We start from the raw sequence: 25,265 nt of genomic DNA, 5'->3' as shown, positions 1-25,265 counted from the left end.
AAGAAATTTCACTTCTTTGCTGACCAATGGAGGAAGCCAAGACGCTTTATCAGGCGGCGCAACAACCGTTTTGCGGCCCGTTTGTCCCGCTTCGGTTGGAGTATTTCGTCCAGCACGATGCCATGCAGATCGACCGCGCGCCAAAGCCAATACCTGCGACCAGCGATTTTCACGACAACTTCATCGAGATGCCAGACATCACCAGGACGGTCCTGACTTGGTCGCAAGTTTCGAGCCATCATCGGTCCGAACTTGATCACCCAACGCCGGACAGTCTCGTAAGAAACGCCGATCCCGCGCGCTAGCAGCATCTCTTCGACTTCGCGAAGGCTCAAATTGAAGCGGAAATACAGCCACACAGAGTGGGCAATGATCTGAGGAGGAAGTCGATGACGCTTGTAGCTTATGGATGATGAGTTCATCGATGCGATCTATGTCTAAATCCAGACATGAGCAACCGATCTAGGGTTAACGTGACAACACCCTCCAGCTTCGTCCATACAGCTCTAAAAGGAATTTTTGACAGATATCCTCAACTCAGATGGGATAGAACACTCATCATTTCCGCATCGACAAACCATTGAGAAACAGATGCACTTTGCTCGGGTCCGCATTCAATTTGACAGCTTTCCCACGTCGGTTTCGTTCAACGCCAGGAAACTTGGCGACGATATTCTCAGCCCCCGGCCTGCTGGCAAAATACAGCAAGGTCACTTCACCCAGGGCTTCGACAAAATCGACAGTGCCGTCCAGAAACCCAGCGGCGTCGTCGGCAACAAAATCCTCAGGCCGTACCCCGATATTGACCTTCAAACCCATTTGTTCGGGCGTGGTCGAAATGGATGAAACGGCTTTTCCGCCCGCATCGAGTGTGACTTCGGTCAGATCTCCGGTTTTGGAAATTTCGCCAGACAGCAGATTCATGGAGGGTGATCCGATGAACTGCGCCACAAACTCGTTATCCGGCGTTTCGTACAGCTCCAGTGGCGTACCAACCTGCGCGATGCCTTTGTTGGCGAGAACGACGATCCGGCTGGCCAGCGTCATCGCCTCAACCTGATCGTGGGTCACGTAGATCATTGTGCTTTCGGGCATCGCCTCTTTCAGGCGCGCAATCTCGATCCGGGTTGCAACGCGCAGCGCAGCATCGAGGTTCGAAAGCGGTTCGTCGAACAAATAGACCTTGGGGTCTCTCACGATGGCGCGCCCGATAGCGACACGCTGGCGTTGCCCTCCTGACAGAGCCTTGGGCAGGCGATCCAAGAGCGGATCCAGTTGAAGGGTCTGGGCCGCGCGTTCAACGGCGGCATCGATCTCGGCAGCAGGCATCTTGGCGATCTTCAGTGCAAATGCCATGTTCTCGCGCACGGTCAAATGTGGGTAGAGCGCATAGGACTGAAACACCATGGCAATGCCCCTTTGGGCGGGCGGCACATCATTCATAACCTGCCCTTCGATCTCCAAGGTTCCGCCGGTGATCTTTTCCAGCCCGGCAATCATTCGCAACAAGGTTGATTTTCCGCAACCCGATGGACCGACAAAGACGATTAACTCGCCCTTTTCGATGTCCAGATCGATATGCTTCAGAACATCGATTGGACCATAGGATTTCGCGACATCCGTAAGTTTGAGTTCTGACATGGTTTACCCCTTGACCTTAGCCATCAGACAAAACTGTGCGGGGTGCAGCGTAACGCTTCCTGCACCGTCGCTACCGCTGAGTTCCTGCCCGATGACCCGCCAATCGCCCAAGGGCAAGTCGACCCGCTGAGCTTCCGTTCCAAGGTTGAAAGCACAAAACACCGCTTCAGACGCATCCTCACGCTGGAATGTCAGCACAGGTCCAATCTGTTTCATGTTGGACTGCGCACCCGAAGTTAGTGCTGGGTGGACGCGGCGCAAGGCGATTGCGCGGCGATAATGGTGCAGCATCGATTGGTCGTTCGCCTCGAGCCGGTCAACGGCTCTTTCCGTTTGGGCCGTACTAACCGGCAACCACGGCTCACCGGTGCTAAAGCCTGAATGTTCGTCCTGCGTCGCCCAAACCATTGGCGTGCGACATCCGTCGCGACCCTTGAACTCGGGCCAGAACTCGATGCCATAGGGGTCTTGCAGTTTCTCGAACGGAACATCTGCCTCGTGCAAGCCCAGTTCCTCTCCCTGATACAAACAGGCAGAGCCGCGCAGACACATCATCAGAACCGCGTGCTGGCGAATGGCCGCATCGTTTAGGTCCCAGCGCGAGGCATGACGTTCAACATCATGGTTCGAGAACGCCCAGCATGGCCATGCGTCGCCTGCCTTTTCTTCGAGCTGATCAAAGACCTGCTTTGCATAAGGCGCGGTCAACGCACGCTTTTCCAGAAACTCGAAGGCATAGCACATATGCATTCGTTGATCGCCCGAGGTGTACTGACCAATGATTTCCAGCCCGCGCTGTGCATCACCGACTTCACCCAAACAGGCACGGCCTTCATATTCGTCGGTCAGCGCGCGCAACCTTTCGAGGAAGGCGATATTCTCGGGCTGACTTTTGGAATAAAGGTGATCCTGGTGGTTATAGGGGTTCACCGCAGGCGCAATTGATGCATTACGCTCTTCGACCGGAAGGGCCGGATTGTCCCGCAGATGTTTGTCATGGAAATAGAAGTTGATCGTGTCCAGGCGAAAACCATCCACGCCCATGTCCAGCCAGAACCGAGCCACATCCAGCAGTGCGTTTTGCACTTCGTTACAGTGAAAGTTCAGGTCTGGCTGCGAACTCAGAAAGTTATGCAGAAAATATTGCAGGCGACGAGGCTCCCACTGCCACGCTGAACCGCCAAAGATAGACAACCAGTTATTGGGCGGTGTGCCGTCCGGTTTAGGGTCGGCCCAAACATACCAGTCGGATTTCGGGTTGTCCCGATTGGCGCGGCTCTCACCAAACCAAGGGTGCTGATCAGATGTGTGTGACAGCACCAAATCGATCATCACTTTCAGACCCTTGTCATGGGCCTGATCAAGTAACTCGCGGAAATCTTCCAACGAGCCGAACATAGGATCCACGTCGCGGTAGTCGCTGACGTCGTAGCCGAAATCCTTCATCGGAGATTTGAAGAAGGGTGAGATCCAGATCGCATCGACCCCCAGATCCGCAATATAATCCAGACGTTGGGTGATCCCTTTCAGGTCACCGATCCCATCACCATTGCTGTCCTGAAAGCTGCGCGGATAGATCTGATAGATCACGCCACCGCGCCACCACTCTGATTTTGCTTTGGTTGATTTGGAAAGTTCTACAGTGTTCTGCACGTTCATCAGACGCCTCTATTTGACGGATCCGGCCAGCAGACCACGGACCAGGTATTTTTGCATTGCAAAGAAAACAACTAGTGGAACGATGATCGAAACAAACGCAGCGGTAGCGAGGATTTCCCAGTTGCCCCCTCTTGTACCCAGTAGTTCGACAATTCGATTGGTCATGACGGTGGTTTGACCTGATGCATCAATCAGGAAGACTTTGGCCACCAGAAGGTCGTTCCAGGTCCACAGGAATTGCAGGATCGCGAAAGACGCCAGCGCAGGGAAGCTGAGCGGAAGGATCAGTTTCGTAAAGATCTGGAACTCAGACGCCCCGTCGACCCGCGCGTTCTCGATCAAATCACGTGGCAGTCCGGCCATGTAGCTGCGAAGAAGGTAAATCGCCAGCGGCATTCCAAAGCCAGTGTGGGCCATCCAGACACCCAGATACCCTTTGCCGATCCCAATATTAAGATGGAATTTCAGCAAGGGGATCAGTGCGAGCTGAAGCGGAACAACCAAAAGCCCGACAATAGCTGCTATCAGCAACGCGCGGCCCGGGAACTCCATCCACGCCAACGCATAAGCGGCGAACGCCGCAACCAGGATTGGGATGATCGTGGCAGGAATGGTCACTGTGAGAGTATTAAAGAACGCCCGACCCATACTGTCGGTGCTGTCCTCGGCCAAGAGAACCTTGTGGTAATTGTCCAACGTGAACTCGGGTGGAAGTTCTGCACTTACGAAAACACGCGGGCCGCGGCTGCCAGTAAACTCCTCTTCATTTTCCGCTTTGTAGTTCCCGTTTGCATCGACGGTGATAGTCCCGCCACGTCGCAATTCCGCTGTCTGACTGGGTTCAAACGCATCCACCGCGCGGGAGCTGACACCCCACCTTGAGATCCTAGCCTTCTGCCCTTCGTCGAACAGGTTCCCTTCAATCACATACATCCCGTTTTCCAGAATTTGCGTATCGGGCGCGGCCGTGCGTAGTGTGAGGTTTTGTTCGGACGGGAACAGGGATTTCCACCAACCGCTGGTCGCGATCTGGTCAGCAGTGCGAAAGGATGAGATCAACAATCCCAGTGTCGGTATTACCCAAAGCACCACGAGAAAGAGGACTGAGGCCTGGACAATCCATCTAAGGACGGGTTTGGTTCCTGCAATATTGCTCATCCCCTACTCCATTTCCCGGCGTGCGTTGCGGATGTTCCAGACCAAGATCGGCGTCACCAGCAACATGATCACCATGGCCGATGCCGAACCCACGCCCCAATCATTGGCGCGGAACATCTTGTCGTACATGTAGTTGGCCAGAACCTGTGTCTCCCACTGGCCATTGGTCATCGCGAAAACGATGTCGAAGACCTTCAGGACCAGAATGGTGATGGTTGTCCAAACAACCAAAATTGTGTTCCAGATTTGAGGCACCTTGATTTTAAAGAATATCTGGAAGGGATTCGCCCCATCCAAAACCGCCGCCTCGACGGTTTCTTCGGGGATGCCGCGCAAAGCGGCGGACAGTATCACCATGGCAAAGCCTGTCTGAATCCAGATCAGAATCCCCATAAGGAAGAAATTGTTCCAGAACGGAATGGTTAGCCAGGTTTGCGGCTCGGCCCCGCCAAAGAACAGATAAAGCGCATTCAGAATCCCGATCTGGTCTTGCTCGGCCGGACGCGCATCGTAGATCAGTTTCCAGATGACCGAAGCCCCGACGAAAGAGATTGCCATCGGCATGAAAATCAGGGCTTTTGCGATGTTACCCCAGCGGATCCGATCAGTTAGCTGAGCTGCCAACAGACCAAATGCAGTTGACATTGCCGGGACCACGATCAGCCAGGACAAATTGTTGCGCATGGCTTCCCAGAATTTCGGTTCTGCCACCATCTGGACGTAGTTATCGAGACCAACCCACTTATACCCACCACCGGCGATGCGATCTGTGAGCGACAGGCGCAACGTCTCAACTACCGGATAGGCCAGATACAGGCCAATCGCTACAAGCGCCGGAAGCAAAAACAGCCAAGGCCGGATCATGTTCGCGCGGTTGATGTTGCGGCCGGCATTCGGCCCGCGCGCAGGGAACAGAACCTTGTCCAGAAACTGATTGGACAGAAAGAAATAGCCCACACAGCCCGACACGCCTATGGCGATGGTCAGCAGGCCCTGAATTGCCGGATGCATCACGCTCTCCGTTGCGAAGGGGAAAAGGGGCGGCCTGACGCGCAGACCGCCCGGGTTTTAACGCGCTTAATCCAGCGCATCCCAGGAAGATTGGATCTCGTCAGCAACTTCCTGAGCGGGCTTTCCACCAGCATAGTCAACCATACCGGTCCAAAATGTGCCGGCCCCTACGCCGCCCGGCATCAGGTCCGAACCATCAAACCGGAAGGTGGTCGCGCCCAGAAGAATGTCGTTCATCTTCTTGAGCGTCGGATCCGAGAACACGGAGGTATCAACGCCTTTGTGCGGCGTCAGGAAGCCGGTCAGGGCCATCCATGTCTCATGAGCTTCGGGGGTCTGCAGATAGGCGATCAGATCATGTGCAGCCGGGCTGTCATTGGTGATTGCCCATAGCGTGCCGGCACCAAGAACCGGGCTACCCAGATCCTTGCCTTCATATGCGGGGAAGTAGAAGAAATCAGCATCTTCACCGACAACCGTGCCCTCAGGAAAGAATGCCGGGATGAACGACGCCTGACGGTGCATGTAACACTGTGGTGGCGAACTGAACATGCCTTTTGGGCTGTCACGGAAATCGGTCGTTGCGACCGTACCTGCCCCACCCGCAACATAGTCGTTATTGCGTGCAAACGCGCCGAATTCTTCAATTGCAGCGACCACTTTAGGGTCATTAAACTTTATTTCATTGGACACCCAGGCGTCATAGTCCTCGGGTGATTGAGTGCGCAGCATCATGTCTTCGACCCAATCGGTCGCTGGCCAACCGGTCGCACCACCTGAACCCAGACCGATGCACCACGGCGTCTCTCCGTCTGCAACGATCTGATCGGTCAATACTTTCAGCTCCTCCATCGTGGTCGGAACTTCGTAACCGGCATCCTCGAAATTCTCAGGCACGTACCATACAAGGGATTTCACATCTACCTTGTAAAAAAGCCCATAAAGTTGATCCCGCCCTTCAGGCCCCGAAAATGTTCCCAGATCGACCCAGGATTGACCAGCTGCGTAATTGTCACGAACCCAATCAGCGGTGCCATCACCCAGCGGCGTCAGAAAACCCGACTTGGCCATATCCGCCGCCAGACCAGGCTGCGGAAAAACAGCTATATTCGGCGCTGAGCCTGCCTCTGCATCAATCCTGATCTGCTGCTCGAAACTATCTGAACCAACATACGCGTATTCGTGGCCAGTCGCGGCCGCGAAACCATCCAGAACCACTTCGACGTTTTCCTGGTCCGGGCCCAACCATGGCCCGAACACGGTAACTTTATCAGCCTGAGCCGCTCCCGCCACCAAGGCGAATGTGGCCACACCTGCATAAAGCTCGTGTTTCATGAAATTCTCCTCCCAATAATATCTGCGCATTGCAAGTTTTCAAAGCGCTTTGGATGCCTCACTTTATCTGCTGGCAATCAGTTTCTGTCAACATATGGTTTTCTGCCCCTTAATTTTAACGTTTTTAACCTCTTAATCAAAACGGGTTGACGGAAACAAAAAATCACAACAAAACAAGTACGCATCTATTTGAAGGCGCTTTGAACGCAATGAACCTAAAGCAGCTCTCTGAGATTCTCGGTCTTTCGCAGACAACGGTCAGCCGCGCGCTGAACGGCTATCCAGAGGTGAACGAGGGGACTAGGGTGCGTGTACAGGCAGCTGCAAACAAACACGGCTATCGGCCAAACAGCCGCGCCAAAGGCCTGGCGACTGGCAAGTCTATGGTGATCGGGCACGTTATCCCCAGTTCGTCCCAGCACGAGATGGTGAATCCGATCTTCGGCGACTTCGTTGCCGGCGCTGCGCGAACATACTCAGCGAACGGTTACGACATGATGTTCACCACCGCAGACGACACTTCGATCGAAGGGGCCTATCGTAGCTTGTTTCAACGTGGGGCAGTGGATGGCGTCGTTTTGCAGGGCCCCAAAGTCAACGAACGCCGTATCGATCTGCTAAACCGGATGGCGGTACCGTTTATCGTACACGGTCGTTCGACAGGGATCGATGCAGAGTATGACTGGATCGATGTGAACAACAAAAGCTCCTTTCGGCGCGCAACACAGTTCCTGATCGACCTGGGTCATCGCCGAATTGCCCTGATCAACGGGCTTGAGGACATGGATTTCGCACAACGCCGTCGCGCCGGGTACCTTCAAGCGCTGGAACGGGCCGACTTGATCCCGGACCCACAATTGATGCGCAGCGCCGAGATGACCGAGGTCTACGGCCATCATGAAACCCGCGACATGCTGCAACTGGACGATCCGCCAACCGCTATTTTGGCATCCTCGATGATTTCAGCCATTGGTGTGCGGCGGGCGTTAGACGAGGCGGGGCTGCGGATAGGTCGGGATGTCTCGGTCATCGCCCATGATGATGATCTCTCTTATCTCAAAAACGGACAGGATGTGCCCATCTTTACAGCAACGCGGTCCTCAGTGCGGCATGCAGGAGAGCTGGCCGCCGAGATGTTGATTGAGAGGATCAAATCGCCTGACGATCCGGTCAAGACCAGATTGCTTGAGGCGGAACTGGTTGTTGGCAAATCAACCGGCCCAGCACCCAACAGGATTTGGTAATGAAACATACTCGCAGCGATTTCCCTAAAGACTTCCATTTCGGAGTCGCCACCTCTGCTTACCAGATCGAAGGTCATGCCCAAGGCGGCGCTGGTTCGACACATTGGGATACGTTTGCTGCGACACCCGGAAATGCAGTGCGGGGAGAAAACGGCGATCTGGCCTGTGATCACCTGAACCGGTTTGAACAGGATCTTGATCTTGTGCGCAACGCGGGATTCGATTGCTATCGCTTCTCAACCAGCTGGGCGCGCGTGATGCCCGAGGGGCGCGGACCTGTTAATCAGGCGGGATTGGATTTTTATGATCGCCTGACCGACGCGCTTTTGGAGCGTGGCATCCGTCCGTGCGCGACGCTGTATCACTGGGAACTGCCGTCGCCCCTGGCGGACTTGGGCGGTTGGCGCAACCGGGATATTGCCGGTTGGTTTTCCGATTTCACCGAGGTCATCATGGGACGGATTGGCGACCGCATGTACAGCGTCGCCCCCATCAATGAACCGTGGTGTGTCAGTTGGTTGAGCCATTTCGAAGGGCACCACGCTCCCGGGCTGCGCGATATTCGAGCCACGGCGCGCGCTATGCATCACGTTCTGCTGGCCCATGGTCAGGCCATTCAGACGATGCGTGGGTTGGGCATGTCTAACCTGGGCGGCGTATTCAATCTGGAATGGGCCGAACCCGCCGATGACAGCGCTGAGGCACAACGGGCCGCCGCTCTGTATGACGGAATATACAACCGGTTCTTTCTGGGCGGCGTGTTCAACAAAGCCTATCCCGAGAATGTTCTGGAGGGGCTGGAGCCCCACCTTCCGTCGGGCTGGCAAGATGATTTCGATACCATCGGAGCACCCGTAGACTGGTGCGGACTGAACTACTACACCCGCAAACTTATCGCGCCCGCAGAAACCGCGTGGCCAAGTCTCGCTGACGTTCCGGGCCCTCTGCCGAAGACCCAAATGGGATGGGAAATCGACCCCACCGCACTGAGCAGATTCCTGATCCGAGCAACACGTGAATACACCGGCGACCTGCCGATCTTCGTGACCGAAAACGGTATGGCCAGCCCCGAGCGTCAACAGGACGATGACCGTATTGACTATCTGGGTCAACACTTGTCGGCAGTCCAGGTCGCCTTGGGCGAAGGGGTTCCGGTTAAGGGGTACTTTGTCTGGTCTCTATTGGACAATTACGAATGGGCCTTGGGGTATGAAAAACGCTTTGGCCTGGTTGACGTGGATTTCAGTTCAATGAAGCGAACCCCGAAAGCGTCCTACTTCGCATGGAAGGACATGCTTGCTGCACACAACACCAACGTCAATCTACCGTGACAGAGGGATCTGTCGCAAATTCCTTTTAGAGTTGTATGGACGAAGCTGGAGAGTTGAATATCCCACCAGTTGGACAAACGGCATCGTCAAGTTATTGACCTTGCACCATTAACTGCGTGGTGCGCTTCCATGATCAGCTGTGTTTCCCAGCCACGCCTAAAGGGCTACCGCTTCCCGCGTTCAATCATTTCCTACGTAGTCTGGGCTTACCATCGCTTTGCGCTCAGCCTGCGCGACGTTGAGGATCTGCTCGCCGAGCAAGGTATCAATGTGAGTTACGAGACGATCCGAGCATGGATCAGATAATTCGGTACCCAAGTTGCGAAGCGTGTCAGAGCAACAGGTCCACAGCCCACGGATAAATGGCATTTGGATGAAGTCGTGATCATGATCCGCGGTATGAAGCACTGGCTTTGGCGCGCCGTGGACAGTAGCGGCGAAATTCTCGACATCCTGGTACAGACACGTCGAAATGCGCGGGCTGTAAGGCGATTCATTGCAAGGTTGACGGCTCGCTGGGGTAAGCCTCGGGTCATCGTGACGGACAAGCTGCGCAGCTATGGTGCGGCGCTGCGAAAGCTTGCGCTGGACGTGGATCACCGAGCGCATAAGGGGTTGAACAATCGGATCGAAGGATCGCATAGGCCGACCCGGAAACGAGAGCGAATACAGGGTCGGTTCAAGTCAGCCCGCCAGACAAAGAGATTTCTGGCCGTCCACGACGAAACCGCAAATCTGTTCCGTCCCTGCCGCCACAAACTGACGGCTTCATCATACCTCAAGACAAGAGCCGCCGCCTTCGACCATTGGAACGATTGCGCCAACTGCTTGGCCGCATAACCAGCCGCGTAATCTCAATTCTCGACGCTCAAAAATCAACCTGACAATCCCTCCAATCGGTTCAGGTCGAAGATCTGGTGGTGGAATTTGGCCTCAACCCAGCTGAAGTTACCGAAGTGCGCGGAGATTCAGACGATCAAGCCCTTTGGATCAGATATCTGAAATAATGAATCGTCTGCACCCGCTACACTTGCGTTCCCCAGCAATCCACTTATGAAAGTGCCATCAATTGACCTAAGGAAAGCTTGCGATGCGCATGCGCGATACGTTCATCAAACCGATGCACCCTGAAGGCATTCGGTTTGTCGCGATCTTTGCCGCCATCACGGTCGGTCTGTTTTTCCTGTCCGACATTCTGGGCTGGATTGGCGTCGGCCTTACGATCTGGTGCTACTATTTTTTTCGCGACCCCGAACGCGTATCACCGACAGGGGAAGGCCTGATTGTCAGCCCGGCGGATGGGGTGGTATCGCTAATCGAAGCGGCAGTGCCGCCGAGTGAACTTGGGATGCCAAACACGCCCCTCACTCGTGTCAGTGTATTCATGAGCGTCTTCAACTGCCATGTAAACCGAACGCCCATTGAAGGTGAAATCACCGCCGTTGCCTACCGCCCCGGCAAGTTTTTCAACGCTTCCCTGGACAAGGCCAGTGCTGATAACGAGCGTAACAGCCTGCGTATTCAAATGAGGAATGGTCAGGACCTGGCTGTGGTCCAGATTGCCGGCCTAGTGGCCAGACGGATCGTCTGCTTCGTGAAATCTGGCAACGCGCTTCAAACCGGAGAGCGATTTGGATTGATCCGTTTCGGATCCCGGCTGGATGTTTATCTTCCAGATGGCGTGGAGCCGCAGGTGCGTGTCGGGCAAACGATGATTGCCGGCGAAACCATCCTTGCCAGTTTGCACACATCCAATGAAAAGTAGGTGGCTGGATCAGTGACAGAACCATCCGAACAGGAAGAGACCGGGTTTGCTCTGATCCATTTGCTGCCCAATGCACTGACAATAACAGCCATTTGCGCGGGCCTGTCGGCAATCAGATTTGGCGTTCAGGGCAACTACGAGCTTGCGGTGCAGTTGATTATAGCCGCTTGTGTGCTGGATGGGTTGGATGGGCGCATTGCGCGCTTGCTCAGCAGTGACAGCAAAATCGGGGCAGAACTGGATTCGCTCGCGGATTTCTTGAACTTCGGCGTTGCCCCGCCGCTTGTTCTCTATTTCTGGGCCTTGCAGGATGTACGCAGTGCTGCATGGCTCGCCGTGCTGTTTTTTGCGGTGTGCTGCGTTATGCGCCTTGCTCGGTTCAATGTGGGCAGCAAGTCCGAGACCTGCGAACATGACAGCGCTTTTTTTGAGGGGGTTCCGGCCCCTGCAGGGGCGCTGCTGGTCATGTTGCCAATGTATCTGTCCTTCGCTTTCGCGGATGCGCCCGCGCTGCCCAGTATATTGATTTGCCTCTTCATCGTGATCATTGGTCTTTTGCTTATCAGTCGCATACCGACCTGGTCTTTTAAAACCACGCGGATTTCACGCGAGAACGCGAAGTTTTTTCTCATCGGTGTCGCTGTTGTTGGCGCCGCGCTGCTAACCTTTGCCTGGGCCACGCTGATCGCGCTTTGTGTCGGATATGTGGGAATGGTCGCCTGGGCGTGGATTGACAGGGAAGCACCTTCTAACCGTTAAGGATACGATATGGACATCAAAGCCGTTCAAACCTCTTACGCTCGCTGGGCACCCGTCTATGACAAGACGTTTGGGGCCGTCACCAATGTCGGGCGGCAGCATGCGGTTGACTATATCAACAGACGTTCTGGCAAGGTTCTGGAGGTTGGCGTGGGCACCGGGCTGTCACTGGAACATTACGGACCCAAGACTCAGGTGACCGGAATCGACTTCAGCGAGGACATGCTGCAAAAGGCACGCGACAAAGTGAGCAATCTATCGCTAAGCCACGTTGCGGAGCTAAGGCAAATGGATGCCCGCGCGCTTGACTTCCCAGACAACCATTTCGATACGGTTGCAGCGATGCATGTGCTGTCCGTCGTTCCAGAACCGGAAAAGGTAATGGCGGAAATTGTGAGGGTCTGTAAACCCGGCGGCAGTGTGGTGATTACTAACCATTTCAAACGAGAGCGAGGTCTGCTGGCAACCTTGGAACGCGCGTTTGCGCCAGTCGCTAACACAATCGGTTGGCATTCTGACTTCGAAATCGACACAGTATTACAAGGGCAAGCGCTAACTGTCGAAGAGCAAAGAGCCCTACCACCGCTCGGGATGATGACCTTTCTGGTTTTGAGAAAGTCAGTGGTTGCATAGTGGTCGAATAAAAAAACTAGCGCCGCGTAGTTTAGGTGTGATCGCAAGAACAACTGTGTGCGTTCAGGAGCTTGCAACTAAGCCCATCAACAATTCCAAGTAAGTGTCTTTCCTGACAACCAAAGGGAGTCGCGCCTAAACTACCGCTCAAACCAACCAATCAATTCCATTATTCTCAATTGCTTGAACCACAAACCATTGACTGCATACCGGAAGTCGTCACTACTAGGTTGACGTTTTGTAAACAATCTGTGCTATGCGGGTAATGAAATCTGTGGGGAAACAACGGGATATTGAAAGCGATGTCGGGCAGACTTTGCAAAGACTTCGACAAGAGCGCAATCTGATCCTCTCGGAACTGGCCGCCACTGCGCAGATATCAACCTCGATGATCAGCCGGATTGAAAACGGCAGTGTTTCCCCCTCACTTGGAACGCTCCAGGCTTTGGCCGACGCGATGGATGTGCCTCTGATGGCATTGTTCGCGCATACCGAAGACTCGGCAGACGTGCATCACGTCAAAGCCTGCGAAGGCTTGGCGTCCCGGCGGATCACCAAAGGGCACGCGCATGACTATCTGTTGCTCGGCAAGCACGGCGGTCCCGGTGGCATGTTTCAGTCCGCACGGATCAGTATTTCAAAAGAACAGTCGGAAAATCTGCCCAGCTATCAGCATGAAGGCTATGTCTTTTTGTATATGATCCGTGGTGACGCAGTATACCGATGCGGTACAGAAGACTTTGCCATGACAACCGGCGACACCCTGAGTTTTGATGCCAAACTGCCTCACGGCTTTTCCGAGATCGTTTCGGACAGCATCGAATTCATCACCGTCGCCACCCAGCCGCAATAACGGCGGTCTATCGTTTTTTTGCACTCTTGAAGATATAACCTGGTCAGGCTGTTGCTGGCGGTTTTAGAATATTTTACTATGAACTACCTGTCCGCACACAACGACGACACTTCCCTAAATGAAGATCACGTTCAAACAAGTTGACGCCTTTCGCACCGTGGTATCGACCGGAACTGTAACCGAGGCGGCGGCAATGCTTGGGATCTCGCAGCCAGCGGTCAGCCGTCTGATTTCGGATTTCGAGGCCGAGGTAGGCTTTCAGCTGTTCCAGCGGTCCGGGCGGATTCTGGTGCCCACCGACGAAGCCCGACTGCTGGTCAGTGAGGTGCGACAGGCCGTCAGCGGGATGGAGCACATCAAGGACTCGGCCGCCGCAATTGGAAAATTTGGCCACGCGCGCCTGAATCTGGTGATCACGCCCGGGGTTTCGTCACAGCTCGCCCCGGATTTGATCGGAGAATTCGCCGCCAGTTGGCCGCAAGCCATGGCCCGGATGGAAATTGCCCCCAGCGACGATGCGGTCGAGTGGATGGTGTCGCAGAATTATGATTTCGGGATCACCACGACAGAACCCGCCAACCCATCCTTTGACAGTCTCGTGATCCGAGACAGTGACGTATGCTGCGTGCTGCCGGTTGGTCATCCTCTGACCGACAAAACTCTGATTCAGGCGCGGGATCTGGAGAGCGAGAACTTCATTTCATACATGCCCTCCTCGCGGTTCCGGTTCGAGATCGACCAGTTTTTTGAAGCAAAAGGCATCGCGCGGCATATGCAGTATGAAACCCGGACCACGGATGCCGTTTGCCGTCTGGTCGCACGCGGGCTGGGTGTTTCTGTGGTCGGAGCCAGCCTTGATTACCTGAAAACATTGCCGGACTGCGTTGCCCTGCCCTTCGCCGCGCCGTTGACCTTTCGCGCGGTGCTGTTCTGGTCCAAGAACAAGCCTCTTTCGGCTGTAGGACAGTCTTTTCTGGAGATCGTCGAGGCGCAGATCACGCGCGATTGAGCGCTTCGCGGAACGTCGCGCGGGCCTGCGCGCTGTGGATGTAGGCATAGTCCCTTGGATAGGTGGCGCCAGCCTCAATCTCCATCGAAATGAATTGCGGGCCGCTGGATGACAAGACATGTGGCAAGGCGTCCGCGAGTTGATCCAACGCCGCAAAGCGTTGCACCCCGGCATAACCTGCGGCCCACGCCATAGCGGCAAAATCCACCCGTTCGGCACCGGGCAGAGGATGTGATCCGTTCACCTCATACACCCGGTTTGCGGACAGAAAGTGGTACAGATTGCTGACCCTGGCATTTGCAATTGTCACAAGTGAGCCGAGATTCATCAGCAGGCTGCCATCCCCATCCAACACGATCACCCGTCGGTTGGGGTTGGCCAGCGCCAATCCCAGACCGTGCGAGGATGCCTGCCCCATGGCCCCAACAGCCACATAGTTCAGATCGCGCGGGTTAAGAGCCAGCCAGTCGAAACAACTCTGATACACGGCGACCACGATGTCGTCATCGCGAACATGCGGGACTATGGCTTTCAAAGCTGCGTCTCGGTACATGGTCATGAGGCCTTCGGCGCACGTCCGATCAGGAAGACATGCGGCCTTGAGACCTTATAGGCCGCGTCCACATTGGTCGGTATATGAACCTCATCTCCCGGTTGTTCGATCAGCGAATGTGTCAGATTCATCGCGTCCAGAATGGGCTGAATGATCCGTACCCCGTAAGAGGCCGACTGGTCCGGCAGCAGATGCGCTTCCTTCCCTTGCAGGCCCACCATCATGATGATCGGCAACTCGTAGTCGACGCCTATCGCCCGGATCGCATTCAGGGAATCCATCAGGCCGGTCTGCTGCATCATCAGGATCGCGCGCGTACCATTGTAAGACATGGCCCCGCAGATACTGACGCCCTCGTCTTCCTTACAAATCCGGGTCAGGCGAAATTCCGGATCGCGTGAGATTGGCCATAGCAAACCGTCGCTGGTCACGATGTCAGGCAAGGCCACAACTTCGCGAATTCCGGATGCTTTAATCGCCGCAATGATAGCTGCCCCCGAGGGATGCGCTACCACTGGCGCGTCATCGCTGGGTATCGGAGATGCGACCATCATGCCTCTCCGTTCAGAAATGCTGCGATCCCGTCGCGCGCCGCCTGCAGTTCGTGGGGATAGCCGATGGTAATACGGATGTAGTCGCGGTAGGCGGGCGACGCGAACCGGCGCACGGCGATGCCGCGCTGTCGCAGGAAACGATCCACAGCTTCAGCTGACTTGTCTTCGTGCGGAAAATGAACCAGCACAAAATTGGCCTGACTTGGAACCACCTCCAGCCCCAGCGCCTGCAATTCGGCCTCAATCCAACGCCGCCCCTTAGCATTGGATCGAAACACAGACCGCGTATGCGCCTTGTCCTCCAGCGCTGCCACGGCAGCGGCGACTGACGAAGCCGCAACAGGGAAGGTCAGAGCTATTCTTCGTACAGTGTCTACAACGTCTGGAGGTCCGTACATCCATCCCACACGCGCCCCGGCAAGACCGTATATTTTTGAGAACGTCCTGCACATGACCACATTGTTGGCCTCTTCGACCAGCTTGTGCGCAGGCTCGTAATCCGGGCCCTCAACATACTCCTCATACGCGGCATCAATGATCACCAGGACATGAGCGGGCAAGGCCGCATGCAGCCGCCTTAGCTCGGCCCCGTTCAGGTACGTTCCAGCCGGATTTTCGGGATTGGCGAGGTACACCACACGCGTGCGGTCGTTCACCGCCGAGATCATTCGGTCGACCGAAGGTTTGAAGCTGTCATCCGCCACAGACACAACCTCGGCATCATTGGCATAGGCGTAGTTGGGCACCTTCAGATAGCCATTGGCGCTGCGGATCAGCTCTGTGCCGGGTCCCAAATAGGCACGGGCCAACCGGGCCAAAAGGTCATCCGACCCCTGCCCGGTTGTGATCCGCGCTGCATCCAAGCCGAAATTTTTGGCAATTACCGGGGCCAGAATAAGATCCGGGTTCTCAAGATACCGCTCGACGGTGCTGATAGCGGAACAGGCCGCGACCCGCGCGTTAGAGCTGGGCCCAAACACGTTTTCGTTTGAATTCAGAAGAGTCGTCGGTGGCGGCACGTCTTCAGACGCCCCTACCACCATGTGAGGTTTGATCTTTTCGATTCCCGCTTTTGCGCGAGTGAGGGCCATAGTTTTCCTCCGGCATGGCCAAGCATGTCTTTGCGGCACTGGCTTTCGTATCACATATTAGTCAGATTTTATCAATTCACTTTCAAAAAAATTATGATATGAAGCAAGTGCCCAAAAGTATAAGACCGGATGACCCGAACCGATTCACCCCGCTCCAGCAGGCTGCACCTGACCATCAATTTTGATGTGCCGGGCCGACAGGTGGGTGATTTGATGTTGAAATGGTCGGACAATTCGGTACCTCTGGGCTATCACCCCGTTCCGGTGATCAGCCTGAAGGGCGGACTGGGGCCAAGCGTCCTAATCCTAGGTGGAACGCATGGCGATGAATTCGAAGGGCCTGCCGCTATTATGCGGCTCGCGGCGCGCATCGACCCCACCGAGTTGACAGGGCAGATAATCCTGATCCCCGGGTTGAATGCGCTAGCACTGGCTGCATCGTCCCGCGTGTCGCCGCTGGACGGTCAGAACCTGAACCGAGCCTTTCCCGGAGACGCTGATGGCGGACCAACCGCGATGCTGGCGCATTTTGTCGAGACGGTTCTTCTACCACACGTAGATGCCGCAATTGACCTGCATTCTGGAGGCAAGGCATCGGTCTTTGAGCCTTGCGCATTGGCTGCACGCGCTCAAGACGACGATCTGACAACGGCCAATATGGAACTCGCCCGCGCCTTTGGGTTGCCTCTGATCTGGGTTCTGGGGGCGCATAATGATAATCGGTCTGTAAATTCAGCAGCGGCACGGACCAACACGCCGATGATCGCAACTGAGCTGGGCGGTGGCGGTGGCGTTGATCCTGGGATCACCGATTTGGCCGAAGCTGGTCTGATACGGTGCCTCAGGCATCTGGGCATCCTGCCCGGCGGCCCCCCCACGCCCGTGTCACCGCAATGCGTGGAAATCGCTGATCCGTCGCATTCGATTCACGCGCCTGCGGACGGTCTGTTTGATCGGCGTTGCGCGGCTGGCCAGTCCGTTGATCGGGGCGAACGTGCAGGAAGGTTGTATTTCCCAGCCGAACCAGAGCGCAAGTCAATCGATCTGAACTTCGCCGCCTCGGGATATGTTCTGGCCCATGGCAATCGGGGCATGGTACGGCGCGGTGACTTATTGGCGCTGGTGGCGCAACCTGTGTCCGGAGACGTTGGATGAAGGCATACACTCCCTTTATCTCAGGCGCGTTTTTGGATTGGAGTGGTGAGACCCTGACCAGCATCGACCCTTCCAACGGTCAGGGTTGGTGCACTATTGCCCGCGGCAACGCACAAACCGCCGATCAGGCAATCTGCGATGCCGATCACGCCTTTCGCAACGGACCTTGGGCAGAGATGGGCCCGAAAGACCGGGCGGATATGCTCGACCGGCTGTCGGAAGTGCTGGAACATCGGTGGGAAGAACTTGTCACGCCCGAAATCCGCGACAATGGCAAACGGATCACCGAAGTGCGGGGGCAGTTTTCTGGCCTGCACAGCTGGTTTCGCTATTTCGCCGCCCAAGCGCGTAAACTTGGACCCGAAGCTCAAGCGAACTCTGTCCCCGGTGTTCGCAGCGTCGGGCATCACATTCCATATGGCGTCGTTGTAGCCATTACGCCGTGGAATTCGCCCTTGATGATCCTTGCGTGGAAGCTGGCCCCGGCCCTGGCGGCGGGAAACACCGTGGTCGTCAAACCGTCTGAATTGGCGTCCGCCTCGACGTTGGAATTCGCACGGCTGGCCCATGACGCTGGCCTGCCGCCCGGTGTCCTGAACGTCGTGACCGGGCTGGGGCACGAGGTCGGCGAGGCGCTGGTACGGCACCCTTTGACTCGCAAGGTAACCTTTACCGGATCTGATCTGGGTGGACGCAAAGTGGCCGAGGCCGCCGCAGCGGGTGTGGTCCCGGCCGTACTGGAACTGGGCGGTAAGTCGCCCCAGATCGTGTTTGCTGATTGCGACATCGAAAACACGATCAACGGAATACTGTCGGGCATCGTCATGTCCAACGGCCAGACCTGCGTCGCCGGTTCGCGACTGATCGTTGAGGCCGGTCTGAAAGACACACTGGTCTCGCGCCTGATCGACCGGGCACGCGCGCTGACGATTGGCGATCCGATGGAGCCCCAAACACAGATCGCACCATTGGCCAATGAACCGCACCTGCGCAAAGTGACCACGATGATCGAGCAAGCCAAGGCCGAGGGGGCCGTCTGTTTGTTGGACGGATTGCAAACCGCCGCAGGACGCAATGGCTTCTATGTTGGACCAACTGTTTTCGACGGTGTGACGCCTCAGATGCAACTTTGGCGGCAAGAGGTCTTCGGACCCGTGTTGGCGGTCGCCAGCTTTGAAACCGAAGACGAAGCCATCGCGCTGGCCAATGACAACGATTATGGCCTTGCTGCCGGGGTCTGGACGACGGACACCGACAAAGGCGCGCGCGTTGCCGAGGTCATCGCGGCAGGCACCGTCTATATCAACCACTATCGCAGCGTCGATCCCGGCAGCCCCATCGGCGGGATTAAACTTTCGGGCTACGGGCGCGAGCTTGGGCCCAACGCCATCAAGGATTTTTGCCAAACCAAATCGATCTGGACCGGCACTGCGCCGGTGCCTGATCCCTTCCCCTGACCAACGGCGCGCACGGAGAATGCAATGAACGATCACTTCTCAGCCCCTCAGGGCAATTTCCGCGGCCACGACCAGCAGAACGTCTGGCATGAAAGACCCGACCCAGAACTGACCGAAGTTGGCCCGGGCACACCCTGCGGTGAATACCTGCGTCGGTTCTGGATGCCGGTTGCGATGACCGATCAAATCGGCGACCTGCCCTATCGCCTCCGCATACTGGGCGAGGACTTGGTTCTGTTTCGTGAAAAGAAAGAGGGCAAGTTGGGCCTTACCCACCTGCATTGCTGTCACCGCAACATGAGCCTTGAATTTGGTATTGTTGAGGAAGGCGGCATTCGCTGCTCCTATCACGGCTGGAAATACGGGCTGGATGGCACCATTCTGGAAACCCCCTGCGAACCGCCTGCCTCTCAGGTAAAGAAAAAGGCGTGTTTGGGGGCCTATCCAGTGATCGAATACAAGGGGCTCGCCTTTGCCTATATGGGTCCCGCCGACGAACAACCGCCCTTCCCTGTGATGGATACGTTTGATGAGGAGGGGGACGAGCTGGTCCCCTATCTGATCAAATCGCCCTGCAACTGGCTACAAGTTATGGAGAACGCATGGGACCCGTTCCATGTGGTCTATCTGCACACTCTGGCGGTGCGCAGCCAGTTCATCGACGCCTTTGCCGAGATGCCGATGATCGAGTTTCACGAAAGTCAGACAGGCGATTTCTACACCAATGTCCGGCGCGTCGAAGACATCGTCTGGGTTCGCATCCACGACCACATGCTGCCCTCATTCACGCAAAACGGGGGGCATTTCCCGGTTCCGGACGGGTCGCGCTATTTTGGCCGATGCGGGCTGTCGCGCTGGATCACGCCGATTGATGACACCAATACAATGGTTATCGCCTGGCGGCATTTCCGAGACGCGGCGGCGAATGATGATCCCAAGGGGCTGACGGACAAAAGCAAGGTCGGCTTCGGGATGACCGATTTCTACGGCCAAGACCCCGACCGTCCCTATGAGATGCGCCAGCGCGATCCCGGCGATTACGATGCCTGGGTCAGTCAGGGTCCAAAGAACATCCACGCCCGCGAAAACCTCAGCTTCACCGACCGGGGTGTCGCCAAAGCGCGCCGCCTGTTGCGTAACGCCATTCGCGCCCTGCAAAACGGCCAGCGCCCGCCGCAAGCCTCGGACAATTTCGCGGGCAAAGTGATCCCGACCTATGCTGGGGACACCATGTTGCGCATTCCGGTGCAGGAGGATCGCGATGATGGGGCGGTGCTGAAAGAGATTTCGCATCAGGTGGCCGAGATCTACAAATCCGGCGACCATCTTAAGGGCGAGCCCCGTAAGGCGTTCATCGTCAACGCGCTTAAAGATTATGAGGCGAGCTGGTCATGACCACACGTATTCCCCACAATCCCGGCCGGGTTGATTGGTCCGGCGAAAACCCCGGCATCTACCTGAAACAGAACCCTGCACAGGATCACTACGATACGCTGGCGCTGTTTTTCCGGGTGGCTCTGTCACCCTTTGGGCGTGGTCATGCGGCGCTGATCCTGGGCGCGCCGGATCAGGCGCAGGGCTGGCCGCACGTACCAAATCTGATCATGACTGACAACCAGCGCATGATGCGCTGGATCGTCGATGGCTGGGTCACGAAAATGCCGACCTTCATCAGCAAAGCCGGGCTGGGCGCGATGACATGGTTGGATTGCGACAGTGTGGAAAAGCGCCCCGGTGATCTGAAATCCCGGTACTCTGAAACTCTGCGTGGCTCAGGCGTGATGGTCGAGATGATCTGGCAGGATATGGGTCCGCCTTTGCCTGTTGAAGTAACCAAGGAAAACTCGGCCACCAAGGCGCACGAGATGTATTCGGTATTCCTGGAAGCAAAAACGGCGCAGGTCGTTATCAACGGAACGCCGCTGCCCGGTCAGGTCGCCAGCCGCCAATTCTTTGGCCGCACCATGTCGACGGCCTTTTTGGCCTTTTCCGAGACCTGGGTGACCCCGCAGGAGGATTTGTGATGCCTTTGAATGAACCGATCACCCCAGGCACCGTTGACTGGACCGGTGAAAACCCGGGCATACTGCTAAAAGACGATGACAACAATTTCTCGGCCATGGCGCTGTTCTTTCGTGTGGCCTGGTCGCCGGTAGGTCAAGGTCAGTTATTGCTGCTCTACGGTACGCCAGGTCTGGTTGAGGGATCGGCCGAGGCACCGAATGTTATCCTCAGCGACAATCCCGAGCTAACGGAGTTCCTGAAAAACAATTTCATCAGCAAGCTGGCTGCCTTCGCCAATGCGCCTGCCTTCGCCACCCTGCCTGAGATTGGCGCGCAGGTCGTGCGCTCGACCGGTGATCCGATGAGCCATCGCTATACCGAGACTATCGTGGGCGAGAACCTGACCGTCGAGTTGGTCTGGGAAGGGTTCGAACCACCCCGCGCGCTGGAGTTGTCCCCGCATGAAGTCGCGTCCGGCGAGCAGAACATGTTCTCGCTTCTGGTGTCTGCGCATTCGGCGCAGATCATCGTCAACGGTCATGCGTTGCCGGGCAAGCTGGGCACACGTGTGCAGGCCGGGTACGAGACGACGACGGCATTCCTATATTTCTCGGAAACATGGATCATCCCACCGGAGGATGCGTGATGCTGCATCCGGCAGATCAACTGGCCTTTGACCGGGCCATGGTGACACAGCCGGTCTGGAACCGCTTCAACACGGCATCCGAGGCGTTGGGGCTGGACGAAAACGTTCTTTTGCATGCCGGTCCTGCCTTTGGCAGCCCAGATCAGATCACTATCCCAATCATGAATTCCGCCTGCGTCGCCGCTGTCTGGCAAGGTTTGGCGAAGGATTTTGATCAGTCCGAGGCGATGATCAGCACCGGTGAGATTGTGCTGAAGCCCGCGCAAGACCATGACGTCGTGACGCCTCTGGCCGCCGTGGTTTCGGCGGATATGCCTTTGCACACGGTTTATGACGCATGGCGGGGGCAGCAGCGGGTATATGCGCCGATCAACGCGGGCAGTCGCCCCGCGATGCGGCTGGGCCTGCGGTCCGAGGCAGTACTGGAGCATATCCGATGGCTCAACACGCGGTTTCTGGATGTGCTGGAGAAAGGGGTCGCTGAAGGGATCGCTCTGGTCCCGCTGGCCGTGATCGGCCTGATGGGCGGGGATGATTGCCACGGGCGCACGCCGGTGGCAGCGAAGGCATTGATTGCGGAACTCAAGGACCGAACACCCAGAGGGATCACGGATGACAATGCACTGGCCTTCATGGACAGCTCGCCCTCTCTTTTTCTGAACCTGTGGATGGCCGCCACGAAGTGCATGATGAAGCTGGCCGAAGGGATTGACGGGTCCAGCTTCATTACCGCTGCCGGGGGCAATGGTTGCGACGTTGGCATTCAGGTGTCCGGCCTTCCAAACCAGTGGTTCACGGTTCCGGCCAGCCCGCCGAAAGGCGCGTTTGACGTGGATTTGCCCGAGGACCGGGCCTTGGGCGCCATTGGCGACAGCGCCGTGGTCGAAGCATTTGGCCTCGGCGCGATGGCAATCGAGCTAAGCCCTGGACAAAAGAAAGGCCTGGGGGCTTTTTTGCCCGAAGACGCGCAGGCGCGCATGTCAGGCATGTCGGTTGGGACACACCCCTATTTTCGGGCGTTGGATGTAAAACTCGGCAGCACGGCACGCGGTGCCGCCACGCAGGGTTCAGGGCCCGTAATCGGCTTAGGCATTCTTGACCGACTAGGCGAGGCCGGGCGATTGGGTGGCGGCATCTACGACATGCCCGTCACACCTTTTGCCGCAGCCTTGAAAGCGTTGGAGGCATGATCGGGCTGAACCAACACTCTGCCCATGCGCTTGCTGCAATGATCCGGAACAGCGAAGTCAAGCCGTCCGAAGTGATGTCCGCACATCTGGCCCGGATTCAAGATCGTGAACCTGTCATCGGGGCTTTCCAGACCCTGGATGCAGCGCGCGCCATGGAGCGGGCGTATGCCGCCGATGCTCTCCCCGTTGGCGGGCCGCTCCATGGCGTGCCTTTTGTCATCAAGGACATCATCGACACGGATGACATGCCAACCGGATGGGGGACTGACCTGTATGCCGGTCGACAACCGGATCGCAACGCGGCCTGTGTTCAGGCCTTTCTGGACGCAGGCGCTATCCCGATCGGCAAAACCGTCACCACCGAATTTGCCTATTTCAAACCGGGCAAAACCGCCAATCCGGCCAATCCTGCGCACACGCCCGGGGGATCATCATCGGGATCCGCCGCGGCGGTGGCCGATTGCATGGCTCCGCTTGCCTTCGGGTCACAGACCGCAGCATCGCTGATCCGCCCCGCTGCTTATTGCGGTGTTTGCGGGTTTAAACCGACCACCGGTCGCTATGATCTGAAAGGGGTTATGGGATTGTCCCAAAGCCTTGATACGCTTGGCATTCTGGCCCGCGACCCCCGCGATCTGGCCCTGTCTGACGCGGTGTTACGCGGTGTCGATCTGCCCCCGCCCCCCACGTTCGACGAGACCCTGCCACGGATCAGCCTGATGCGCGGGCCGTACTGGCAGGACGGCTCAGTCGAGATGCGGGATACCTGCACCCGCGCGCTCGCCGTCCTTGCCGCCACAGGCGCTGACATCGGAGAAATCGCCCATCCACCCTTTTTCTGTGACCTCACACAGGCGCAAATTGCCGTTATGGGGTACGAGGCCGCACGGCTGAGAGTGTGGGAAAACGCTCTGGGCGTCCCCACAATCAGCCCACAGTTCCATGAGCTTGTCACTGCAGGGCAGGCGGTTAGCGACACTAAGTACCGCGCCGCGCTGGACCTGCGGGACCGCGCGGGCGCGATGCTGGATCAGATGTTTCGCGACATTGACGCGCTTTTGGTTCCTTCCGCGCCAGGGCCGGCTCCGGCGGGGTTGGATGCGACCGGAGATCCCCTGTATTCCCGTATGTGGAACCTGTTGCAGGTGCCGTCGGTAGCCCTGCCCTTCGGGATCGACCAGAATGGGTTGCCGCTTGGTATTCAGCTGATCGGACGAAAACGCGACGATGCCCGCCTGTTGAACATAGCGGCCTGGGTTCATCAACACCTATCGCAGTGACCCTTCACGGTATCAGCGGTAACAGCAAAGCAAGCGATACCGGAATACTGGCCGCAGCAATTAGCGTCTGCAACGTGACAATGGCGGCCATCAGCGGCGCATCACCCCCCAATTGCTTGGCCAGCGTGTAGGACGACGCACCTGTCGGCACGACGGAATAGACAACGGCGATTTGCAAAACATCGCGCGGCAAACCGGCCAGCAAGCCAATCACGAGCACCACCACAGGGAATACCACCATCTTGCCCGCAAAGGCTAAGACCAAAGGCAACGTACTGGCCGCCATGGCGCGGACCCTCAGGTTGGCCCCAACCGCCAGCAGTGTAATCGGCAAAGCCCCTGCCCCCAGAACATCTGTCACATCATGAACAACAGCGATCCTGTTCCCGATCAACTGGTTCGCGCAAATCGCCAGAAAAATCGAGATTACGTAAGGATTGCGCGCCAGTTCCCGCAGGATAGCGATGGGCAGGCTGTTGGCGCGGTCGCTTTTTAGCGCGCCGACCATCAAGACGACCATCACGATATTGGTGGTGGGCACCAATATCGCAGTCGCAAGAATAGCAATGTCCAGCGCCGCTGGCCCGTACAAGTTTGCCGCGAGCGCAAGACCGATGAAAGAATTGTGCCGAGCGCTCCCCTGCAGGATTGAGGTCGCCTGCGGCGACGCAAATCCCAGCAGGCGGGCGGTAACAATTGCAAACAAAAGTGCGGCGACAAACCCGCCAAGAATTGCCAGTGAGTAAAGACCCAACGCCGACTTGTCCAAAGGAGACAAGGAAATCTTGCTGAACAAAAGGCACGGCATCAGGACCCAATAGACAAGCTTGTCGTTCAGGTTCCAGAAATCAGTGCTGGGAATGCCACCTTTGCGCAGGGCCAGACCCAGCGCGATGATCAGGAAGATCGGCAGGATAGAGGTCAACGTCATTAGCAT

Annotated in this window: 23 protein-coding genes and 2 pseudogenes; 15 read left to right on the top strand and 10 right to left on the bottom strand. The window is 56.7% G+C overall.

What is annotated here, in order from left to right; all coding sequences use genetic code 11:
* Nucleotides 1-35: 35 nt before the first annotated feature.
* The 6 genes and pseudogenes from ACR0LL_RS15145 to ACR0LL_RS15120 form a co-directional block, all read right to left on the bottom strand.
* A pseudogene (locus ACR0LL_RS15145) lies at nt 36-422 on the bottom strand (IS6 family transposase); the annotation flags it as partial.
* Nucleotides 423-558: 136 nt separating this feature from the next.
* Nucleotides 559-1,641, bottom strand: coding sequence for an ABC transporter ATP-binding protein (locus ACR0LL_RS15140; RefSeq protein ID WP_480588082.1), 1,083 nt, complete (start codon nt 1,639-1,641; stop codon nt 559-561).
* 3 nt (nt 1,642-1,644) lie between these two features.
* The gene (locus tag ACR0LL_RS15135) at nt 1,645-3,300 is read right to left on the bottom strand and encodes an alpha-amylase family glycosyl hydrolase (protein ID WP_480588080.1); all 1,656 of its coding nucleotides are present in this window, start codon (nt 3,298-3,300) and stop codon (nt 1,645-1,647) included.
* A 9-nt stretch (nt 3,301-3,309) separates the two neighbouring features.
* Nucleotides 3,310-4,458: a carbohydrate ABC transporter permease gene (locus tag ACR0LL_RS15130; RefSeq protein WP_480588078.1), complete on the bottom strand. Its 1,149-nt coding sequence runs from the start codon at nt 4,456-4,458 to the stop codon at nt 3,310-3,312.
* A gap of 3 nt (nt 4,459-4,461) precedes the next feature.
* Nucleotides 4,462-5,469 carry a carbohydrate ABC transporter permease gene (locus ACR0LL_RS15125; RefSeq protein WP_480588076.1) on the bottom strand — a complete coding sequence of 336 codons (1,008 nt, stop codon included), beginning with the start codon at nt 5,467-5,469 and terminating at the stop codon, nt 4,462-4,464.
* A gap of 66 nt (nt 5,470-5,535) precedes the next feature.
* Nucleotides 5,536-6,804, bottom strand: a complete 1,269-nt coding sequence (locus ACR0LL_RS15120; RefSeq protein WP_480588074.1) for an ABC transporter substrate-binding protein — start codon at nt 6,802-6,804, stop codon at nt 5,536-5,538.
* A 209-nt stretch (nt 6,805-7,013) separates the two neighbouring features.
* Here ACR0LL_RS15120 and ACR0LL_RS15115 point away from each other — a divergent pair, with 209 nt between their 5' ends.
* The 8 genes and pseudogenes from ACR0LL_RS15115 to ACR0LL_RS15080 all read left to right on the top strand — a co-directional run bounded on the left by ACR0LL_RS15115 (nt 7,014) and on the right by ACR0LL_RS15080 (nt 14,398).
* Nucleotides 7,014-8,048 carry a LacI family DNA-binding transcriptional regulator gene (locus ACR0LL_RS15115; RefSeq protein ID WP_480588072.1) on the top strand — a complete coding sequence of 345 codons (1,035 nt, stop codon included), beginning with the start codon at nt 7,014-7,016 and terminating at the stop codon, nt 8,046-8,048.
* Nucleotides 8,048-9,379, top strand: a complete 1,332-nt coding sequence (locus tag ACR0LL_RS15110) for a GH1 family beta-glucosidase (protein ID WP_480588070.1) — start codon at nt 8,048-8,050, stop codon at nt 9,377-9,379. Before ACR0LL_RS15115 ends, ACR0LL_RS15110 begins: the two co-directional genes overlap by 1 nt.
* 129 nt (nt 9,380-9,508) lie before the next feature.
* Nucleotides 9,509-10,219, top strand: a pseudogene (locus ACR0LL_RS15105) (IS6 family transposase).
* A gap of 250 nt (nt 10,220-10,469) precedes the next feature.
* Nucleotides 10,470-11,144, top strand: coding sequence for a phosphatidylserine decarboxylase (locus tag ACR0LL_RS15100; RefSeq protein ID WP_480588068.1), 675 nt, complete (start codon nt 10,470-10,472; stop codon nt 11,142-11,144).
* A 12-nt stretch (nt 11,145-11,156) separates the two neighbouring features.
* On the top strand, nt 11,157-11,903 hold the full coding sequence (gene pssA, locus ACR0LL_RS15095) for a CDP-diacylglycerol--serine O-phosphatidyltransferase (protein WP_480588066.1): 747 nt from the start codon (nt 11,157-11,159) through the stop codon (nt 11,901-11,903).
* Nucleotides 11,904-11,912: 9 nt separating this feature from the next.
* Nucleotides 11,913-12,536 (top strand): class I SAM-dependent methyltransferase, encoded by a 624-nt coding sequence (locus tag ACR0LL_RS15090; RefSeq protein WP_480588064.1) that lies wholly within the window; start codon nt 11,913-11,915, stop codon nt 12,534-12,536.
* Between the two features lie 265 nt (nt 12,537-12,801).
* On the top strand, nt 12,802-13,389 hold the full coding sequence (locus ACR0LL_RS15085) for a helix-turn-helix domain-containing protein (RefSeq protein WP_480588062.1): 588 nt from the start codon (nt 12,802-12,804) through the stop codon (nt 13,387-13,389).
* A 118-nt stretch (nt 13,390-13,507) separates the two neighbouring features.
* Nucleotides 13,508-14,398, top strand: coding sequence for a LysR substrate-binding domain-containing protein (locus ACR0LL_RS15080; protein ID WP_480588060.1), 891 nt, complete (start codon nt 13,508-13,510; stop codon nt 14,396-14,398).
* Here the strand turns inward: ACR0LL_RS15080 and ACR0LL_RS15075 are convergent.
* From ACR0LL_RS15075 to ACR0LL_RS15065, 3 genes are read right to left on the bottom strand one after another with little or no spacing between them, the layout of a single operon-like run.
* The gene (locus ACR0LL_RS15075; protein ID WP_480588058.1) at nt 14,385-14,957 is read right to left on the bottom strand and encodes a thiamine pyrophosphate-dependent enzyme; all 573 of its coding nucleotides are present in this window, start codon (nt 14,955-14,957) and stop codon (nt 14,385-14,387) included. The genes ACR0LL_RS15080 and ACR0LL_RS15075 overlap by 14 nt on opposite strands.
* Entirely contained in the window at nt 14,954-15,502 is a 549-nt protein-coding gene (locus ACR0LL_RS15070) for a decarboxylase (RefSeq protein WP_480588056.1), read from the bottom strand. The genes ACR0LL_RS15075 and ACR0LL_RS15070 overlap by 4 nt, the downstream gene beginning before the upstream one ends.
* On the bottom strand, nt 15,502-16,596 hold the full coding sequence (locus ACR0LL_RS15065) for a pyridoxal phosphate-dependent aminotransferase (protein WP_480588054.1): 1,095 nt from the start codon (nt 16,594-16,596) through the stop codon (nt 15,502-15,504). The genes ACR0LL_RS15070 and ACR0LL_RS15065 overlap by 1 nt, the downstream gene beginning before the upstream one ends.
* A 129-nt stretch (nt 16,597-16,725) precedes the next feature.
* Between ACR0LL_RS15065 and ACR0LL_RS15060 the strand changes: the two genes are divergently transcribed.
* Genes ACR0LL_RS15060 through ACR0LL_RS15030 form a run of 7 tightly spaced genes read left to right on the top strand, consistent with a single transcriptional unit; the run spans nt 16,726 to nt 24,328 of the window.
* On the top strand, nt 16,726-17,751 hold the full coding sequence (locus ACR0LL_RS15060; protein ID WP_480588052.1) for a succinylglutamate desuccinylase/aspartoacylase family protein: 1,026 nt from the start codon (nt 16,726-16,728) through the stop codon (nt 17,749-17,751).
* Nucleotides 17,748-19,208, top strand: a complete 1,461-nt coding sequence (locus tag ACR0LL_RS15055; protein WP_480588050.1) for an aldehyde dehydrogenase family protein — start codon at nt 17,748-17,750, stop codon at nt 19,206-19,208. The genes ACR0LL_RS15060 and ACR0LL_RS15055 overlap by 4 nt, the downstream gene beginning before the upstream one ends.
* Before the next feature lie 24 nt (nt 19,209-19,232).
* On the top strand, nt 19,233-20,603 hold the full coding sequence (locus ACR0LL_RS15050; protein WP_480588048.1) for a Rieske 2Fe-2S domain-containing protein: 1,371 nt from the start codon (nt 19,233-19,235) through the stop codon (nt 20,601-20,603).
* Nucleotides 20,600-21,232 (top strand): hypothetical protein, encoded by a 633-nt coding sequence (locus tag ACR0LL_RS15045; protein ID WP_480588046.1) that lies wholly within the window; start codon nt 20,600-20,602, stop codon nt 21,230-21,232. Before ACR0LL_RS15050 ends, ACR0LL_RS15045 begins: the two co-directional genes overlap by 4 nt.
* Nucleotides 21,232-21,858, top strand: coding sequence for a hypothetical protein (locus ACR0LL_RS15040; RefSeq protein WP_480588044.1), 627 nt, complete (start codon nt 21,232-21,234; stop codon nt 21,856-21,858). The genes ACR0LL_RS15045 and ACR0LL_RS15040 overlap by 1 nt, the downstream gene beginning before the upstream one ends.
* Entirely contained in the window at nt 21,858-23,048 is a 1,191-nt protein-coding gene (locus tag ACR0LL_RS15035) for a YlbE family protein (RefSeq protein ID WP_480588042.1), read from the top strand. The genes ACR0LL_RS15040 and ACR0LL_RS15035 overlap by 1 nt, the downstream gene beginning before the upstream one ends.
* Nucleotides 23,045-24,328: an amidase gene (locus tag ACR0LL_RS15030; protein WP_480588040.1), complete on the top strand. Its 1,284-nt coding sequence runs from the start codon at nt 23,045-23,047 to the stop codon at nt 24,326-24,328. The genes ACR0LL_RS15035 and ACR0LL_RS15030 overlap by 4 nt, the downstream gene beginning before the upstream one ends.
* 4 nt (nt 24,329-24,332) lie before the next feature.
* Here ACR0LL_RS15030 and ACR0LL_RS15025 read toward each other — a convergent pair whose 3' ends face one another.
* On the bottom strand, nt 24,333-25,265 hold the full coding sequence (locus ACR0LL_RS15025; protein WP_480588038.1) for an AEC family transporter: 933 nt from the start codon (nt 25,263-25,265) through the stop codon (nt 24,333-24,335).

This window comes from Ruegeria sp. AI2 (assembly GCF_056541275.1).
This window is presented reverse-complemented; position numbering and strand designations above follow the sequence as displayed.

What these genes read in the sequence shown, in the direction of transcription:
- ACR0LL_RS15025 (WP_480588038.1), bottom strand. Translation starts at nt 25,265, where the DNA reads ATGCTAATGACGTTGACCTCTATCCTGCCGATCTTCCTGATCATCGCG.
- ACR0LL_RS15030 (WP_480588040.1), top strand. Translation starts at nt 23,045, where the DNA reads ATGATCGGGCTGAACCAACACTCTGCCCATGCGCTTGCTGCAATGATC.
- ACR0LL_RS15060 (WP_480588052.1), top strand. Translation starts at nt 16,726, where the DNA reads ATGACCCGAACCGATTCACCCCGCTCCAGCAGGCTGCACCTGACCATC.
- ACR0LL_RS15065 (WP_480588054.1), bottom strand. Translation starts at nt 16,596, where the DNA reads ATGGCCCTCACTCGCGCAAAAGCGGGAATCGAAAAGATCAAACCTCAC.
- ACR0LL_RS15115 (WP_480588072.1), top strand. Translation starts at nt 7,014, where the DNA reads ATGAACCTAAAGCAGCTCTCTGAGATTCTCGGTCTTTCGCAGACAACG.
- ACR0LL_RS15040 (WP_480588044.1), top strand. Translation starts at nt 21,232, where the DNA reads ATGCCTTTGAATGAACCGATCACCCCAGGCACCGTTGACTGGACCGGT.
- ACR0LL_RS15075 (WP_480588058.1), bottom strand. Translation starts at nt 14,957, where the DNA reads ATGACCATGTACCGAGACGCAGCTTTGAAAGCCATAGTCCCGCATGTT.
- ACR0LL_RS15090 (WP_480588064.1), top strand. Translation starts at nt 11,913, where the DNA reads ATGGACATCAAAGCCGTTCAAACCTCTTACGCTCGCTGGGCACCCGTC.
- ACR0LL_RS15110 (WP_480588070.1), top strand. Translation starts at nt 8,048, where the DNA reads ATGAAACATACTCGCAGCGATTTCCCTAAAGACTTCCATTTCGGAGTC.
- ACR0LL_RS15135 (WP_480588080.1), bottom strand. Translation starts at nt 3,300, where the DNA reads ATGAACGTGCAGAACACTGTAGAACTTTCCAAATCAACCAAAGCAAAA.
- ACR0LL_RS15130 (WP_480588078.1), bottom strand. Translation starts at nt 4,458, where the DNA reads ATGAGCAATATTGCAGGAACCAAACCCGTCCTTAGATGGATTGTCCAG.
- ACR0LL_RS15055 (WP_480588050.1), top strand. Translation starts at nt 17,748, where the DNA reads ATGAAGGCATACACTCCCTTTATCTCAGGCGCGTTTTTGGATTGGAGT.
- ACR0LL_RS15070 (WP_480588056.1), bottom strand. Translation starts at nt 15,502, where the DNA reads ATGGTCGCATCTCCGATACCCAGCGATGACGCGCCAGTGGTAGCGCAT.
- ACR0LL_RS15085 (WP_480588062.1), top strand. Translation starts at nt 12,802, where the DNA reads ATGAAATCTGTGGGGAAACAACGGGATATTGAAAGCGATGTCGGGCAG.
- ACR0LL_RS15035 (WP_480588042.1), top strand. Translation starts at nt 21,858, where the DNA reads ATGCTGCATCCGGCAGATCAACTGGCCTTTGACCGGGCCATGGTGACA.
- ACR0LL_RS15100 (WP_480588068.1), top strand. Translation starts at nt 10,470, where the DNA reads ATGCGCATGCGCGATACGTTCATCAAACCGATGCACCCTGAAGGCATT.
- ACR0LL_RS15080 (WP_480588060.1), top strand. Translation starts at nt 13,508, where the DNA reads ATGAAGATCACGTTCAAACAAGTTGACGCCTTTCGCACCGTGGTATCG.
- ACR0LL_RS15120 (WP_480588074.1), bottom strand. Translation starts at nt 6,804, where the DNA reads ATGAAACACGAGCTTTATGCAGGTGTGGCCACATTCGCCTTGGTGGCG.
- ACR0LL_RS15045 (WP_480588046.1), top strand. Translation starts at nt 20,600, where the DNA reads ATGACCACACGTATTCCCCACAATCCCGGCCGGGTTGATTGGTCCGGC.
- ACR0LL_RS15140 (WP_480588082.1), bottom strand. Translation starts at nt 1,641, where the DNA reads ATGTCAGAACTCAAACTTACGGATGTCGCGAAATCCTATGGTCCAATC.
- ACR0LL_RS15125 (WP_480588076.1), bottom strand. Translation starts at nt 5,469, where the DNA reads ATGCATCCGGCAATTCAGGGCCTGCTGACCATCGCCATAGGCGTGTCG.
- ACR0LL_RS15050 (WP_480588048.1), top strand. Translation starts at nt 19,233, where the DNA reads ATGAACGATCACTTCTCAGCCCCTCAGGGCAATTTCCGCGGCCACGAC.